Genomic DNA, 14,385 nt, shown 5'->3' with positions numbered 1-14,385 from the left:
CAAAAAGAAGATACATCTCATTTTTACAGAGTGTATATTGAAAGGGTTGAGGATCATGAGCCTTGAAGCTTTGAACCAACGTGTAAAAGACGATCTCACTTATTTGGCATATGGCGGGGCAGATTGGGTGCGTGCAACCGAACATGCCGATGGACATGTATATGATGTAATTATTGTCGGTGGCGGACAGAGTGGACTGGGGGCTGCTTTTGGCCTTCTGCGTGAGCGGATATCTAACATTCTAATTATCGACGAAAATAAGGCTGGACTGGAGGGACCTTGGGAGACATACGCTCGTATGGTAGCCCTGCGTACACCTAAACATCTGACGTCCATTGATCTTGGAATTCCCTCCTTAACGTTTCGGTCCTGGTGGGAGGCACAGGTTGGCCCTGAAGGCTGGCAGGCGCTGGACAAGATTCCACGCGGGGATTGGATGAATTATTTGCGTTGGTACAGGGAAGTGTTGAATCTGCCTGTAATCAACGAAGTGAAATTGAAAATGATCGAACCCATGCCTGAAGGAGTCCACCGACTTCACGTGGAGGGTCCCGGAGCTACTCCGGATAAGCTGCTCGCGCGTAAAGTTGTGCTGGCCACCGGTATACAGGGAGGTGGAGAGTGGCATGTACCACCCATGATTGCCGAACGATTGCCAAGAGAGCTGTACGCTCATACTTCGGAGGCTATTGATTTTGAACGGCTGCGTGGCAAAAGAATTGCTGTGCTTGGGGGAGGTGCTTCTGCTTTTGATAATGCGAGTTTTGCACTCGCAGCAGGTGCGGCTGAAGCTCATGTATTTGTGCGGAGAAAACAACTCCCAAGTGTCAATCCCATACGTCAGATGGAGCAATCCGGAATGATTGAACGTTTCCATGCATTACAAGCAGCCGATAAATACGCGGTAATCTCACACTTTTTTCAATTCAATCAGCCTCCAACCAACGATACCTTCAACCGGGCTGCGGCCTGGCCAGGATTCGAATTACATTTGAATTCACCTTGGCTCAATGTGGAAGCGAATGATAATGGAGCAGTGGTCACGACAGCTGAGGGGCAATTTGCTTTTGATTTCCTGGTGATTAGTACGGGGCTGTTAAGTGATCCCGCATTACGACCAGAACTCCAACTGGTGGAAAAACATATTGCTCGTTGGGCAGATTGTTATCAGGCTCCGCCTGAGCATCGCAATGAGCTGCTGGATGCACATCCCTTCCTTACTTCCGGATTTGCCATGACAAGCAGAAGTGAAGCAGGTGAATCACAGCTGCATGGGTTATTCGTTTTCAATTACTCGGCTCTTGCAAGTTGTGGCTTGTCCGCCTCTGCAATCTCCGGTACCAAGAGTGCTGTTCCGAAGCTTGTGTCTGCCATAGCTGATCAGCTGTTTCTAGATGACCGGGAGACGATACTGCAGCAATTTTATGATTATAATGAACAGGAATTTACAGCATCTTGGGCCAAAAGTGGCGTTCCTGGCTGATCCAGTTCTTATCCAATCCTTTTCCAATCCTATAGACCGTGCAGCGTGCTTATGCTGTGCGGTTTTGTTTATTTTATAGGAGAATCTTACACTCTGTGCGGTTTTGTTGTAAAATGTCGAATGGAACATGTAAAGGCAGGTGTAAGTAGATGAAAGAAATGAACTACGAACAGTTTAGAGCCCATTTGAAGAAAGCTTCCCGCAAACGGGGCGTACCCATGATCAAGATTGTTGCTTTTCAGGAGAAGTATATGAAGATTGAGGATATTCAATTTTTCGATGTAGAGCAAAACTACATGAGTGTCCAGGCATGTAATACGCTTTGGATGAACCTGGAGAACAAGTCTTTTCGAAACATGGTGTCTCACCCTCTGCAGTTTTATAGGGATATGGAAGACCTGGGAAGGCAATCGTTCGAGAATATGATTAAAGAATTGTATGATACAGCAGTTCCTCTCTTAGTAGACTATGATCCCGACGATTATTACACATCTGAACAGCTGGCAGAGATTCTGGCTACGGATGAAAACAAGCTGATTGAGCAGTTGGAGATGGGACGCTTCAAAGGTGCTTTTATTAATGAAGAGGGAAAATGGCTTAAACCCAAACCAGGGATGAATCCATAGATGTTTGATAATCCTGCAATGTAACAGCTGCAGGTTTTTTTGATGTTTGAGCAAGGATAGAGGATACTACCGCTTGCTAGGGAGTAGAAACGATTGGAATAGGATTTTAGTATTGGATGAAAGTGAACGTTTTAGTTTATATTATGGGAGATACTGGAGTGCAAAAGGCGAAAGTTGTGAATTTTTGAAGGTTTATAAATTATTTTGAATGAAAATGATTGTTTTTTGCGAGATTTATGTTACTATAGAAGCAGTTGGAGGAATGAAGATGCTGACTGAAGAACGATACGCTGCAATTATAGAGCGCTTACATCAACAAGGGATTGTCAAATTGCAAGAGCTTGTCGACGTGCTTGGTGCTTCCGAATCAACGATAAGACGTGATCTAATTGATTTGGAGAGCCGTCAGATGCTGAAACGTATACATGGCGGAGCAGCACTCATGAATGAGAAGACACTGGAACCGGGCATGGAAGAGAAAACGTCCAAAAACATTCAACAAAAGGTGACGATTGCTCGTTTGGCTGCACAGGAGATCGAAAATGGCGATTGCATTTATCTGGATGCAGGTACGACAACATTGGCCATGATTCCCTACATTGAAGCCAAGGATGTAACCGTTGTGACCAACGGCCTGTCTCATGTGGAAGCGCTGGTAAGCAAGCGGATTCGGAGTTATTTGCTTGGTGGCATGATGAAAATTCATACCAAAGCCGTAATCGGCAGTATCGCGCTGCAAAACATGGACAACTTTCGTTTTGATAAATGTTTCCTTGGTACAAACGGTGTGGATGCCGAGATGGGGTATACGACTCCAGACCCGGAGGAAGCCCTGATTAAGAGGCGTGCACATCAATTGTCCGGAAAATCATATGTACTGGCAGATTCGAGCAAAATCGGCGAAATTACTTTTGCCAAATTGTTCGAGCTTGAGGAGGCAGACCTGATTACGGAGCAGATGCCAGAGCACTGGCGGCCCGTCATTGAGCAGAAAACTAAAATAATTGAGGGATAACAATGATATATACGATAACGCTTAATCCTTCCATTGATTACATCGTGGAAGTGGATGACCTGAAGCTCGGCGGCTTGAATCGCATGAACCGGGATTTGAAACTTCCGGGCGGCAAAGGCATCAATGTATCACGTGTGCTGAATCAGCTGGGAGCAGGTAACACGGCGCTTGGATTCCTTGGTGGATTCACGGGACGCTTCATTAATGACAAATTGCAGTCAGATCATATTCAGACTGATTTCGTTACCATTGCGGATGATACTCGGATCAATATCAAGTTGAAGCACGGAGATGAGACCGAAATTAACGGACTTGGTCCAGCGATTCGTGCAGAAGAAGCAGAAGAGCTGCTTCACAAGCTATCCTCCTTGCAAACAGGGGATATCGTCATTCTATCGGGCAGTGTTCCGCCGTCCCTTGGAACTGATTTTTATGATCGTCTCATCCAGGTATGCAAACAAACGGGTGCAGAGTTTGTGATTGATACTACTGGACCAGCGTTGATGGAAGCACTCGTGCATAAGCCATTACTGGTGAAGCCGAACCATCACGAGCTTGCTGAACTTTTCGGGGTAAGCATCGAGACACGGGAAGAGCTTGTGTTGTATGGTCGCAAGCTGCTGGAAGCGGGAGCCAAGCAAGTGTTAATCTCCATGGCTGGAGAAGGGGCGCTGTTCATTACCGGATCGGATGTTTATCATGCGAATGTTCCAAAAGGCATTGTGAAAAATTCGGTTGGGGCTGGAGATTCCATGATTGGAGGATTCGTAGGCACCTATGTATTAAACGGAGACATCCTTGAAGCATTCCGTACAGGAGTCGCTTCGGGAAGTGCAACGGCCTTCTCCGATGACCTCGCAACACGCGAATTCATTGAAGAACTGAGAAGCCAGGTCACCATTACCAAAATGTAGAACCGAATATCAGTGCAAGCCAATTGTAAATATAATCCGGCCTGCGGAGTGCAGGCCGACTGAACTTAAGGGAGTGTAACACATGAGAATAACAGACCTGATGATCCAGGAAACGATGATCATGGACCTGCAAGCCACAACCAAAGATGAAGCCATTGATGAACTGATTGCAAGTCTGAACAAAAGTGGACGCATTAATGATCCGGTTTTGTTCAAGGAAATGATCTATAAAAGGGAAGCAGAATCCAGCACAGGGATTGGTGGCGGTATTGCAATGCCCCATGCCAAGACTTCTGCAGTGAATGAACCAACAGTTGTATTTGCGAAAAGCAGAAAAGGACTTGATTTTGCAGCGCTTGATGGTGAGCCTGCTCATATATTCTTCATGATTGCGGCGCCTGAAGGTGCGGGTAATACCCATCTGCGCACACTAGCTGCTCTTTCCAGGCTGCTGATTGATAGCGATTTCATCGCTCAATTGATGAGTACAGATACGCCTGCAGAAGTGAGTGCACTATTTGATGCGAAGCAGGAGGAAGCAGCGAAGAAAGAAGCTGCCAAGGAGAAAGCCAAAGCAGAAAAGGCTGCAAAAGCAGCAAGCGAGGCCAGCTCTACACAGCAAGCTCCTGGTGTGATCATTGGGAATGAGAATTCCGAGGATTTCGTAGTTGCCGTTACGGCTTGCCCAACAGGGATTGCACACACCTTTATGGCTGAAGATGCACTTAAAAAGAAAGCTCAGGAAATGGGCATTAATATCCGCGTTGAAACGAATGGTTCCGAGGGAGCCCAGAATGTTTTGACTCCAGACGAGATTGCTCGTGCCAAAGGTGTTATCGTGGCAGCGGACAAAAATGTGGAGATGGCCCGATTTGACGGTAAACCGGTATTGCAAAGACCGGTAAGCGATGGTATTCGGAAGTCTGAAGAGCTGATTCGCAAAGCAGTGAATGGAGATGCTCCAATCTATCGCAGCCAAGGTGGAAGTAACGTGAAGGAAGATGGATCCAGTGCGGGCAAAATGAGCGTAGGCAGCAAGATTTATAAGGATTTGATGAACGGGATTTCGCACATGCTTCCGTTTGTCGTGGGTGGCGGAATTCTGCTCGCAATCTCTTTCCTGATCGAACAGCTTGCAAGCGAGGATAATCCCCTCTTTCAGCTGCTGCAGACCATTGGTGGCGGAACGGGTGCATTCCACTTCCTGATTCCAGTACTGGCCGGATTTATTGCCATGAGTATCGGTGATCGCCCAGCTCTGATGCCGGGTATGGTTGGTGGATTGATGGCGGTTAACTCCAATGCTGGTTTCCTTGGCGGACTTGCTGCCGGTTTCCTGGCAGGTTATGTTGTTATTGGTTTGCGTAAATTGTTCAAAGGATTGCCGAAAGCCATTGACGGTTTGAAACCGATTCTGTTGTATCCCGTGTTCGGATTGCTCATTGTTGGTGCAATCAGTTACTATATCTTCGATCCGATCTTTGGCTCACTTAACACATGGCTTGTAGATGCACTTGGAAATCTGGGAACAGGAAATGCCGTATTGCTTGGCTTGCTGCTTGGTGGCATGATGTCCATTGATATGGGTGGGCCGTTCAATAAGGCAGCCTATACATTTGCAATTGGTGTGTTCACATCAAGTGGCAATACGGACGGTGCCTGGATGGCTGCCGTTATGGCAGGCGGTATGGTGCCACCTCTGGCCATCGCTCTGGCTTCAACGTTCTTCAAATCCAAATTCACGGAGCAAGAACGCAAATCGGGCTTGACTAACTATGTACTCGGTTTATCTTTCATTACGGAAGGCGCAATTCCATTCGCTGCTGCTGATCCGCTGCGTGTACTGACATCCTGTATCATTGGTTCTGCTGTTGCAGGCGGACTCACACAGCTCTGGAGCATTAACGTACCGGCACCGCATGGTGGAATCTTCGTAGCAGCTTTGGCAAATCATGCGATGCTGTTCCTGCTCGCCGTTGCGATTGGTGCAGTGATCTCCGGTCTGATTCTGGGATTGTGGAAGAAGTCACCGACCATTGTGAAATAGAAAGATTTAATTTAATGGTAACAAGGCATTTCCTGAGTGGGCTTCATTCAGGAGATGCTTTTTTATTTTCGCTGAGCATCAATCTGTGTTAAAATAGTTACAATAATTTAACTTTTGAAACGATGTTTCATCTATCGGAACATTTGGCAAGGAGGAAGCATATTGACGAATGATGCAACGAAAGGACAAGTACAAAAACAATTTGGCAACAATGCCGAGAAGTATGTGACCAGTCCTGGACATGCAAAAGGTGAGGATCTTGATTTACTGGTGGCTTCATCCCAAGCAAGTCCAGATATGCATGTACTTGATATAGCAACTGGAGGAGGACATGTTGCGTGCGCATTGGCACCACTTGTTCAGCAGGTAACTGCACTGGATTTAACCGAAGAGATGCTTCAGGTGGCTGAACGCTTTATTCGGGGGAAGGGGCATCAAAATGTGAAGTTTGTGCCGGGGGATGCAGAGCATTTGCCGTTTGATGATGATGTCTTTGACATTGTCACCTGCCGGATTGCCGCGCATCATTTTCCGGATGTGCCGTCTTTTCTATCTGAGGCGTACCGAGTAACGAAACCAGGTGGCAGGCTGTTATTGATTGACAACGTGGCACCTGAGCGTGATGAATATGATCAATTTTACAATGAAGTGGAGAAGCGCCGGGATCCCAGTCATGTTCGTGCGTGGCGCAAGTCGGAGTGGATCCGGATGATAGAGATTGCGGAATACCAAGTGGGATCGATGATTTCCTTTGAGAAAAACTTTGCCTTTGAAGACTGGTGTAAGCGTGCCGGACTGCCGGAACCAGATGGAAGAGAGCTTGAAGCAAGCATGCTCTGTGCACCTTCGGTGATTAAAAAGTTTTTTAGGTTTGAAGAGGTATTACCAGGCAAACTTGAGAGCTTCGGGGGAGAGAGTGTATTCATTCAGGCGTCAAAAGCGAGATAGCCGTAGTATGCGGGCAATGATAACAGAGACATTTTTCATCCGTTTGCACAGGTAAAACAACAACCAAAAGGGCAGATGCACCTGTAAAGGGAGCACCTGCCTTTTTCATTGGGATCATTCATTAAGGTTTCAGCACAACTTTAGTACACTCGTCTTCATGATCGTTGAATATCCGGTATGCCTCACTGGCATTTTCGAGCGCAATGCGATGGGAGACAATTTCGGTCGGATCGAACTCGCCCGCAGTAATTTTGCGGAACAATTCCGGCATATAGTGGATGACAGGAGCCTGTCCCATTTTAAGATTAATATTGCGTTCAAACATACTGCCGAGCGGGAACATGTTGTAGGACGAGCCATACACACCGGTAAGCTGAAGTGTACCGAATTTACGAACGGCTTTCATGCCGATTTCAATGGCACTCAGTGCACCGCCGTGAAGTTTCAGCTTCTGCCCGATCTCCTCCAACGTGGATTTCTTGCCGTCCATGCCGACGCAGTCGATCACCACATCGGTACCCCCGCCCGTAATCTCACGGATATGTGCGCCCATATCATCATGATTTTCAAAATTGAAGACTTCCACATCATTCATGCGTTTGGCTTTTTCCAAACGATACGGAAGCCGGTCAACCGCAATAACCCGCTTGGCGCCTTTCATCCAGGCAAACTTCTGCGTCATCAGGCCAATTGGTCCGCTCCCAAGCACAGTTACGGTATCTCCTGGTTTAACACCGGCATTTTCCACACTCCAGTAAGCGGTGGGAAGAACATCGGACAGAAACAGCAGAGCTTCATCTTCCAATTCACAGGATTCCGGAATCACGAACGGCATGAAGTTACCGTAAGGCACGCGCAAATATTCAGCCTGTCCACCAGGATAATTTCCGTACCGTTCCGTAAAACCGAAATAACCACCGGTGTGGATATCGGGATTACCATTAGAATTGTCACACTGGCTCTCCATGTCGTGATTGCAATAGAAACATTCGCCACAGGAAATGTTAAAAGGCAGGACCACGCGGTCCCCCTTTTTTACGCGTGTGACTTCAGGACCGACTTCTTCCACGATCCCCATCGGTTCATGACCGATGACATAATCCTTCTCGGCTGGCAAAGCTCCCTGATAAATATGAAGATCTGATCCACATATGGCGGTGGAAGTAATACGCACGATAATGTCATCCTTTTGTTGCAGTCTCGGATCTTCAACCTGTTTCACCTGAATATCCTTGGTTCCTTGAAAAGTAACGGCTCTCATCAACATATTCCTCCTATCATATTGTGACTCTCTGAGAATTACCCCGTACGGGGCCATTTGATAGAGGTCCATGCCAAATTAAACGACAGGCCACTTCACTTTACGCAGCGCGTTAAGCAGCTCGGAGGAAGCGTGCAGATTTTCACGGACAAGCTCACGAGGTGTCAATGCCATCCACTGATTCAACGAAATGTCCTCGAAGCGGTCACTTCTGAAGATCTCCAAAAACCACAAGGTTTCTGTGCCTGTATTCTGAACGTAGTGTCCCATGGCAACCGGAACATACCCTACATCTCCGGCTCTGTAGTTAAATGTGCGCGCAGTACCGTTGCCCCCAAATACAGTCATTCTTCCTTGCCCGGTCAGATAGTATTGCCATTCATCCGCATTTGGATGCCAGTGTAATTCGCGCATGCCACCAGGTTTGATCTCGACTAATGCTGCGGCAACGGTTGTGGAGATGGGGAAGTTGGTGGAATCTACGATGCGCACGCTTCCCCCTGGCGTTATCAGGGGTTCCTGAGCGAGGAGGCGATGTTTGAATGAGAGTGGGACGGTACCGTAGGGTGACGGAACTTCTTGACTTGCGAGAGAACCAGGGATCTGATCCTGGAAAATATAAACTTGTTCTGTCGGCCTGGACTGAAATGCAGACGCTGACACGCCAAAATTAACTGATAAGACCTCTGCAGGAGTATGCGCAAACCAGTCGGATATGGATAGCGTGTTCAGATCCGAGAAGGACCCATCATCAAAAACAAGCAAAAATTCACAGCCCTCTTCCAGTCCCTGTATGGAATGCGGTAGTCCTTTGGGGAAAAACCACAGATCTCCAGGTCCGACATCAGCGATAAAATTGCGGCCTTCCTGATCCACGGACGTAATTCTTGCCGTACCCCAAATCATATATGCCCATTCGGACTGTTGATGCCAGTGGAGCTCGCGCACGCCACCAGGTGTCAAACTCATATTTACTCCAGCCAGTGTTGTGGCAATTGGCAGATCACGCACTGTTATCTCACGTGACCAGCCGCCGTGGTTTAATTGCATATGTGTATCGGAAAAGGACATCTTCATATTGGGCAGCAAACCCGCATCCGTTGCTGGAGGAACCAGCATATCCGGATTTTCAAGGTCTCTCATTACATCACGTGGACCCAAATCCGGTCCACCAGCACCATCGTTTCGGATCGGTTGTGGAACAGTAATTGGTTTACCATTATGTTGTGATCCTTTTGTCATTCGATATCCCCTCCAGTTCAGGTCATGCTAATACAGACCTGAGTCGTCATTCATAGATTTATGAGTGAGGGCATGGATATTATGAAGGACAGCAGGAAAAGACGTGACCATGAAGATCACGTCTATTTATAATTTAACGGGTTGTCATCAAAAACTGGTGCTCATAAATTTCATGGATTTTCTTCAAAATGAAGGGGCCTTGATCTTTAAAACGGAGTTCAGTCGGTTTATTTTTAATCAGGAATGTGCCTGATTTATGAATGGTCTGTGAAAATGCAGCATTATACAGCAAGGAAGCACCGTGACTTGGATGAGGAAAGAACAGTTTCATGATGGGCTTGATGTAAAAGGGCAGACCGGATTTTTTGTTGCCGCGTAAAGTATTGTTTCCTCCAGGGTCTACGCTTAGAAGACGAATACCATCTGTCTTGGCAGCATCAGCAGCTTCGCGTGTCCATAAGGAAAGACCGAGCTTCGAAGTGGCATATGGACCAAACAGCTTCTTAAATTCGGTCGGACGTTCCAGAATATTCAAATCGAACTGCCTTACCATGTTGAACGCACTTGTTGATGTATTAACAACGGTTTTGTGGGTGCTTTTGCGCAAAAGATCATATAATTCCATATAAATGATATAAGGAACGATGGTTTGGAGTTCAAAGTGCATTTCATGCCCTTGGTCAGAAAAACGTAGCTCTTTACCACTACCTCCTGCATTATTAAACAGGACATCGATCGAATCGGTTTGGCGTTTAATATGCTCTAATGCAATTCTTAAGCTGTTATAGTTGGTCAGATTAGCCTGAACCAAGCGAAGCTGACCTGAACGTAATGCATTTTGGATATCGCCTTGCTCTGCTGGAAAAGGTGAGCGGTTGAGGCCGATGACCTGCCATCCTTCAACCAATAACATGCGGGTCAGTTCAAGACCGATTCCTGAGGTTGAGCCAGTAATTAGAGCGGTGCGAAGCTTGTATTGTGTATTCATAGATACCTCCAAAGGATGGGAATTACAGAACGAATCTGTATGTTGTGCTCATTCTATAATTTGGAGCCGACTCCAAGTCAAGCGTTTGGATGGCATCGATTTGAATAGAAATGTAGATTTGATTTCGAATAAACCGATCTTGACTTGGAGCTGACTCCAAGTTGTAAGATGGAGGCAGGGAGAATGAAGGAGGCTGATGCGGATGAGTAATAATGAACTGTATTCCATCAAGGAAACAGCGGAAAAGGCTGGGTTATCGGAAGATACCATTCGTTATTATGAGAAGATTGGGCTTCTGCCCCGGGCGGATCGGAAGGCCAATAGGCACCGTGTATATCGGCAAGGGGATATTCGAACCATGAAGCTCATTAGCTGTCTGAAGAAGACAGGCATGTCTCTAGAGGAGATGAAACCATACTTGCATATGTCGATGGATTCGGATCTTGAGGACTTTCCAGAAGAGCGTGAGATGCTGGTGAATCATCGCTTGAAAATAGAGAGCCAGATTGCCTCGCTGCAGCAGGTGGTCGATTTTATTGATGAGAAGCTGGACAAGCGGAGCATGTATCCGGATGAGTGTCTTATAACCGGAGAGAACCAGATGTCGGTATTTGAAAAAAAGAAAATGTTCCTTTGATACCACGTTCCGTTGAACTCGAAAACCCTCGTCTTGAAGACGTGGGTTTTTTAATTATTTTTAACAATCCATTTGCAGAGCATGACGAAGGCGTTTGATATCGCTTTTTGGGGGCAGGCCATACATTCGGGCATATTCCCTGCTGAATTGGGAAGGGCTCTCATATCCAACCTGAAATGCCGCATTGGCTGCATCGGTCGTACCCGCAATCAGCATGCGTCTGGCTTCCTGCAATCGGATCTGTTTCTGGAATTGTATAGGGCTCATGGTGGTAATGGCTTTGAAATGATGATGAAGGGAGGAAGAACTCATATTGATCATGTCCGCAAGTTGCTCAACCCGCAGGGGTTTGTCATATTCGGATTGGATGACTTCAATCACCTTGGCAATGTGCTGGGCATGACTGTTTTGAACCGCAAACTGTTTAATGGAATGTCCGTGTTCATCCTGAATAATTCGATATAGCATCTCACGGATGAACAGGGGAGCAAGAACAGGAATGTCATCAGGTGTGTCGAGCAGTCGAATCAATCGAACCGCCGCCTCGAGAAGCGGAAGCTTGGTGGCACTGACAAATAATCCTCGCTGCGTTGCATTGTCGGGTTTGGATTGTACAGAAGCAGCATCCTGTATTAGATCGAAAATCTGTCCAGAGTCAAAATCAAGACGCATACATAAATAGGGCTTTTCAGCTGAAGCCTGAACAACCTGTCCTGAAATAGGCAAGTTTACGGAAGCTACCAAATATTGTGTCAGGTCGTAGGTGTAGCTTTCCCGGCCGAGTATAACCATTTTGGACCCTTGAGCGACAATGCAGAGAGCAGGTTGGTGAACGGAATATATGGGCTCTGAAATCTCCGAGGCACGGATCAAAGAAAGCGATGGAATTGCTGTGGGATGAATCCCGTCGTTTGGAGTGAAACGCCCGATAAGATGAGCTATTTCCTGCTGCTGCCGTGTGACATGGTTATCCGTCTCTAATGATGAAAGCATGGAATATACATCCTCCTTTCGTGAATCTTCTTCTGTTATTCTAGAATGTCCTGGAGGAATAGGCAAGATTACTGCTGGATTCTTCTATCGGCTAGGTTGTAATCTCCTCCATAATGAGGATAAGCAATTGAAGCTTATGTAGAACAGAGAGGAGGCAGGAAGATGGAACACAATCCATCAGTTAGCAGACAGGAGGATAATCACCCTTATGTTGGCATGTGGGTGACAAAGGACGGCTATATCCGGCACGAGCTGCTCCCAAACGGGCGATATGATGAGGCCAGAGGTCAAAGGCAAAGTGCATATCAAGGGAGTTATGTGGTCGAAGGAGACCATATTGAATATGTGGACGATACCGGATTTACAGCGGATGGAGACTTCGTAAACGGTATTTTGTATCATGCAGGCATGATTTTGTACAGGAAATAAACGATAACCAATGATGAAGGAGAGGATTTTACATGTTTAATATTAAAGGAAAAGTTGCTGTCATTACGGGAGCGAGCAGTGGAATTGGGGAGGCTACGGCCCGTTTGTTGGCACAGCAAGGAGCGCATGTGGTCATTGGGGCAAGACGTGTGGACCGTTTGCAGGCACTGGCTTCCTCGATTCGTTCAGAGGGGGGTTCTGTGGAGTTTCAGGCACTGGATGTTACCCGGCTGGAGGAGATGCAGAGTATTGTGGATTTGGCGCTTACGCGCTTCGGGCGTCTGGATGTTGTTATTAACAATGCCGGCGTGATGCCTCTTTCCCCTCTTGAAGCGTTAAAAGTAGACGAATGGAATCGGATGATCGATGTCAATGTTCGGGGAGTGCTGCACGGGATTGCGGCCGGCTTGCCAGTGATGAGAAAACAGAGTGGTGGCCAATTCATCAATCTGGCCTCCATTGGTGCTTATACCGTTTCACCAACGGCATCCGTATATTGCGCAACCAAATATGCGGTCCGTGCGATCACGGAGGGTCTGCGTCAGGAAGTGGGTGGAGATATCCGGGTAACCCTCATTTCCCCTGGGGTGACCGAATCGGAACTGGCCGAGACCATCTCAGATACAGAAGCGCGTGAGCTGATGAAAGATTATCGGCGTGTATCCATCCCGGCATCAGCCATCGCCCAGAGCATCTTGTATGCCATCAGCCAACCAGCTGAGGTGGATGTTAATGAAATTGTCGTCAGACCAACTGCAAGTCTGGCTTAAGGCAGAGACTCTTTTGGTATATAATAGAACCAATTATACGAAAAGAGGAATAACACGTTGACTCTGCAACAATTAAAGTATGTGATCGAAGTTGCCACACGTGGCTCCATGAATGAAGCAGCCAAACGGCTATTTATTTCTCAGCCCAGCCTGTCGAACGCCATTCGCGATTTGGAACAGGAGATGCGTATTACCATTTTTGAACGTACAAATAAGGGGATTTCGTTATCCAAAGAAGGGGTGGAGTTCCTCAGTTATGCCCGTCAGGTAGTAGAACAGGCTGAACTGCTGGAGAATCGTTATCTGAATGCCAAGCCCTCTCCGCAGCATTTCTCGGTTTCAACCCAGCATTATGCGTTTGCAGTTAATGCCTTTGTACGTCTGGTGCAGCAGTATGGACAAGATGAATACGAGCTGGCTCTGCGGGAGACCAAGACCTATGAAATTATCCAGGATGTAAAGAGCCTGCGAAGTGAAATCGGGATCCTGTATTTGAACGAGTTCAATGCCAAGGTAATTAACAAATTGTTAAAAGATGCTGGATTGGTGTTCACTAGCCTGTTCACGGCTAAACCGCATATTTTCATCAGCGTAAAAAACCCGCTGGCTAAGCAAGAATCCGTAGCGATTGAGCAGCTTCAGGATTATCCTTATCTGTCATTTGACCAGGGGGAATACAATTCATTTCATTTTTCCGAAGAGATTCTGAGTACGTTATCCCATCCCAAGAGCATCCAGGTCAATGACCGGGCAACATTGTTTAATTTGCTCATTGGTCTGAACGGTTACACGATCTCAACAGGTGTTCTCAGTGCAGACTTGAATGGAAATGAGATTATCCCTGTTCCATTGGAATGCGAGGAGACGATCAATGTGGGCTGGATCAGCCACAAAAGTACCTCTCTCTCCAATCTGGGTGTGGAGTATGTCAAAGCCCTGCATGAGGCCATAGAATCTTGATTGCACGGAGCAACGGCTAATAATCCCAATAGTTTGCAGACAGATTGGAAAAAGATTTTATATCTGGGTTGA

Annotated in this window: 14 protein-coding genes; 10 read left to right on the top strand and 4 right to left on the bottom strand. The window is 46.8% G+C overall.

What is annotated here, in order from left to right; genetic code table 11:
* Positions 1-55: 55 nt before the first annotated feature.
* The 6 genes from AB3N00_RS08675 to AB3N00_RS08650 all read left to right on the top strand — a co-directional run bounded on the left by AB3N00_RS08675 (position 56) and on the right by AB3N00_RS08650 (position 7,033).
* Complete coding sequence (locus AB3N00_RS08675) at positions 56-1,483, top strand: NAD(P)-binding domain-containing protein (protein ID WP_413034176.1); 1,428 nt, start codon at positions 56-58, stop codon at positions 1,481-1,483.
* Positions 1,484-1,632: 149 nt separating this feature from the next.
* Positions 1,633-2,109 carry a hypothetical protein gene (locus AB3N00_RS08670; protein WP_413034175.1) on the top strand — a complete coding sequence of 159 codons (477 nt, stop codon included), beginning with the start codon at positions 1,633-1,635 and terminating at the stop codon, positions 2,107-2,109.
* Between the two features lie 268 nt (positions 2,110-2,377).
* Complete coding sequence (locus AB3N00_RS08665) at positions 2,378-3,124, top strand: DeoR/GlpR family DNA-binding transcription regulator (protein ID WP_413034174.1); 747 nt, start codon at positions 2,378-2,380, stop codon at positions 3,122-3,124.
* Between the two features lie 2 nt (positions 3,125-3,126).
* Positions 3,127-4,038, top strand: coding sequence for a 1-phosphofructokinase (pfkB, locus tag AB3N00_RS08660; protein WP_413034173.1), 912 nt, complete (start codon positions 3,127-3,129; stop codon positions 4,036-4,038).
* A gap of 82 nt (positions 4,039-4,120) precedes the next feature.
* Complete coding sequence (locus AB3N00_RS08655; protein WP_413034172.1) at positions 4,121-6,085, top strand: fructose-specific PTS transporter subunit EIIC; 1,965 nt, start codon at positions 4,121-4,123, stop codon at positions 6,083-6,085.
* Positions 6,086-6,247: 162 nt separating this feature from the next.
* Entirely contained in the window at positions 6,248-7,033 is a 786-nt protein-coding gene (locus AB3N00_RS08650) for a class I SAM-dependent methyltransferase (protein ID WP_413034171.1), read from the top strand.
* Between the two features lie 121 nt (positions 7,034-7,154).
* On the opposite strand, the gene AB3N00_RS08645 is transcribed toward AB3N00_RS08650, so the two are convergent.
* The 3 genes from AB3N00_RS08645 to AB3N00_RS08635 all read right to left on the bottom strand — a co-directional run bounded on the left by AB3N00_RS08645 (position 7,155) and on the right by AB3N00_RS08635 (position 10,524).
* On the bottom strand, positions 7,155-8,294 hold the full coding sequence (locus tag AB3N00_RS08645) for a zinc-dependent alcohol dehydrogenase (protein ID WP_413034170.1): 1,140 nt from the start codon (positions 8,292-8,294) through the stop codon (positions 7,155-7,157).
* Positions 8,295-8,372: 78 nt separating this feature from the next.
* On the bottom strand, positions 8,373-9,536 hold the full coding sequence (locus AB3N00_RS08640; protein ID WP_413034169.1) for an oxalate decarboxylase family bicupin: 1,164 nt from the start codon (positions 9,534-9,536) through the stop codon (positions 8,373-8,375).
* A gap of 133 nt (positions 9,537-9,669) precedes the next feature.
* On the bottom strand, positions 9,670-10,524 hold the full coding sequence (locus AB3N00_RS08635; RefSeq protein ID WP_413034168.1) for an SDR family NAD(P)-dependent oxidoreductase: 855 nt from the start codon (positions 10,522-10,524) through the stop codon (positions 9,670-9,672).
* A 202-nt stretch (positions 10,525-10,726) separates the two neighbouring features.
* Here AB3N00_RS08635 and AB3N00_RS08630 point away from each other — a divergent pair, with 202 nt between their 5' ends.
* A complete protein-coding gene (locus AB3N00_RS08630) occupies positions 10,727-11,161 on the top strand; it encodes a MerR family transcriptional regulator (protein WP_413034167.1) in 435 nt (144 codons plus the stop codon).
* 60 nt (positions 11,162-11,221) lie between these two features.
* Here AB3N00_RS08630 and AB3N00_RS08625 read toward each other — a convergent pair whose 3' ends face one another.
* Complete coding sequence (locus AB3N00_RS08625) at positions 11,222-12,154, bottom strand: AraC family transcriptional regulator (RefSeq protein WP_413034166.1); 933 nt, start codon at positions 12,152-12,154, stop codon at positions 11,222-11,224.
* 162 nt (positions 12,155-12,316) lie between these two features.
* Here AB3N00_RS08625 and AB3N00_RS08620 point away from each other — a divergent pair, with 162 nt between their 5' ends.
* From AB3N00_RS08620 to AB3N00_RS08610, 3 genes are read left to right on the top strand one after another with little or no spacing between them, the layout of a single operon-like run.
* The gene (locus AB3N00_RS08620) at positions 12,317-12,583 is read left to right on the top strand and encodes an Atu4866 domain-containing protein (RefSeq protein ID WP_413034165.1); all 267 of its coding nucleotides are present in this window, start codon (positions 12,317-12,319) and stop codon (positions 12,581-12,583) included.
* 32 nt (positions 12,584-12,615) lie between these two features.
* Positions 12,616-13,353, top strand: a complete 738-nt coding sequence (locus tag AB3N00_RS08615; protein WP_413034164.1) for an SDR family oxidoreductase — start codon at positions 12,616-12,618, stop codon at positions 13,351-13,353.
* A 57-nt stretch (positions 13,354-13,410) separates the two neighbouring features.
* Entirely contained in the window at positions 13,411-14,313 is a 903-nt protein-coding gene (locus AB3N00_RS08610; protein ID WP_175399694.1) for a LysR family transcriptional regulator, read from the top strand.
* Positions 14,314-14,385 lie beyond the last annotated feature (72 nt).

Origin of the sequence: Paenibacillus xylanilyticus, from assembly GCF_047246825.1 — a bacterium.
Classification (GTDB): Bacteria; Bacillota; Bacilli; order Paenibacillales; family Paenibacillaceae; genus Paenibacillus; species Paenibacillus xylanilyticus_B.
The sequence above is the reverse complement of the archived record's forward strand: the minus strand, read 5'-3'. Positions and strand labels throughout refer to the sequence as shown.

Bases quoted from the DNA above. Each gene is read 5' to 3' on its own strand.
- AB3N00_RS08675 (WP_413034176.1), top strand. From the start codon at position 56: ATGAGCCTTGAAGCTTTGAACCAACGTGTAAAAGACGATCTCACTTAT.
- AB3N00_RS08670 (WP_413034175.1), top strand. From the start codon at position 1,633: ATGAAAGAAATGAACTACGAACAGTTTAGAGCCCATTTGAAGAAAGCT.
- AB3N00_RS08665 (WP_413034174.1), top strand. From the start codon at position 2,378: ATGCTGACTGAAGAACGATACGCTGCAATTATAGAGCGCTTACATCAA.
- pfkB (WP_413034173.1), top strand. From the start codon at position 3,127: ATGATATATACGATAACGCTTAATCCTTCCATTGATTACATCGTGGAA.
- AB3N00_RS08655 (WP_413034172.1), top strand. From the start codon at position 4,121: ATGAGAATAACAGACCTGATGATCCAGGAAACGATGATCATGGACCTG.
- AB3N00_RS08645 (WP_413034170.1), bottom strand. From the start codon at position 8,294: ATGAGAGCCGTTACTTTTCAAGGAACCAAGGATATTCAGGTGAAACAG.
- AB3N00_RS08640 (WP_413034169.1), bottom strand. From the start codon at position 9,536: ATGACAAAAGGATCACAACATAATGGTAAACCAATTACTGTTCCACAA.
- AB3N00_RS08635 (WP_413034168.1), bottom strand. From the start codon at position 10,524: ATGAATACACAATACAAGCTTCGCACCGCTCTAATTACTGGCTCAACC.
- AB3N00_RS08630 (WP_413034167.1), top strand. From the start codon at position 10,727: ATGAGTAATAATGAACTGTATTCCATCAAGGAAACAGCGGAAAAGGCT.
- AB3N00_RS08625 (WP_413034166.1), bottom strand. From the start codon at position 12,154: ATGCTTTCATCATTAGAGACGGATAACCATGTCACACGGCAGCAGCAG.
- AB3N00_RS08620 (WP_413034165.1), top strand. From the start codon at position 12,317: ATGGAACACAATCCATCAGTTAGCAGACAGGAGGATAATCACCCTTAT.
- AB3N00_RS08615 (WP_413034164.1), top strand. From the start codon at position 12,616: ATGTTTAATATTAAAGGAAAAGTTGCTGTCATTACGGGAGCGAGCAGT.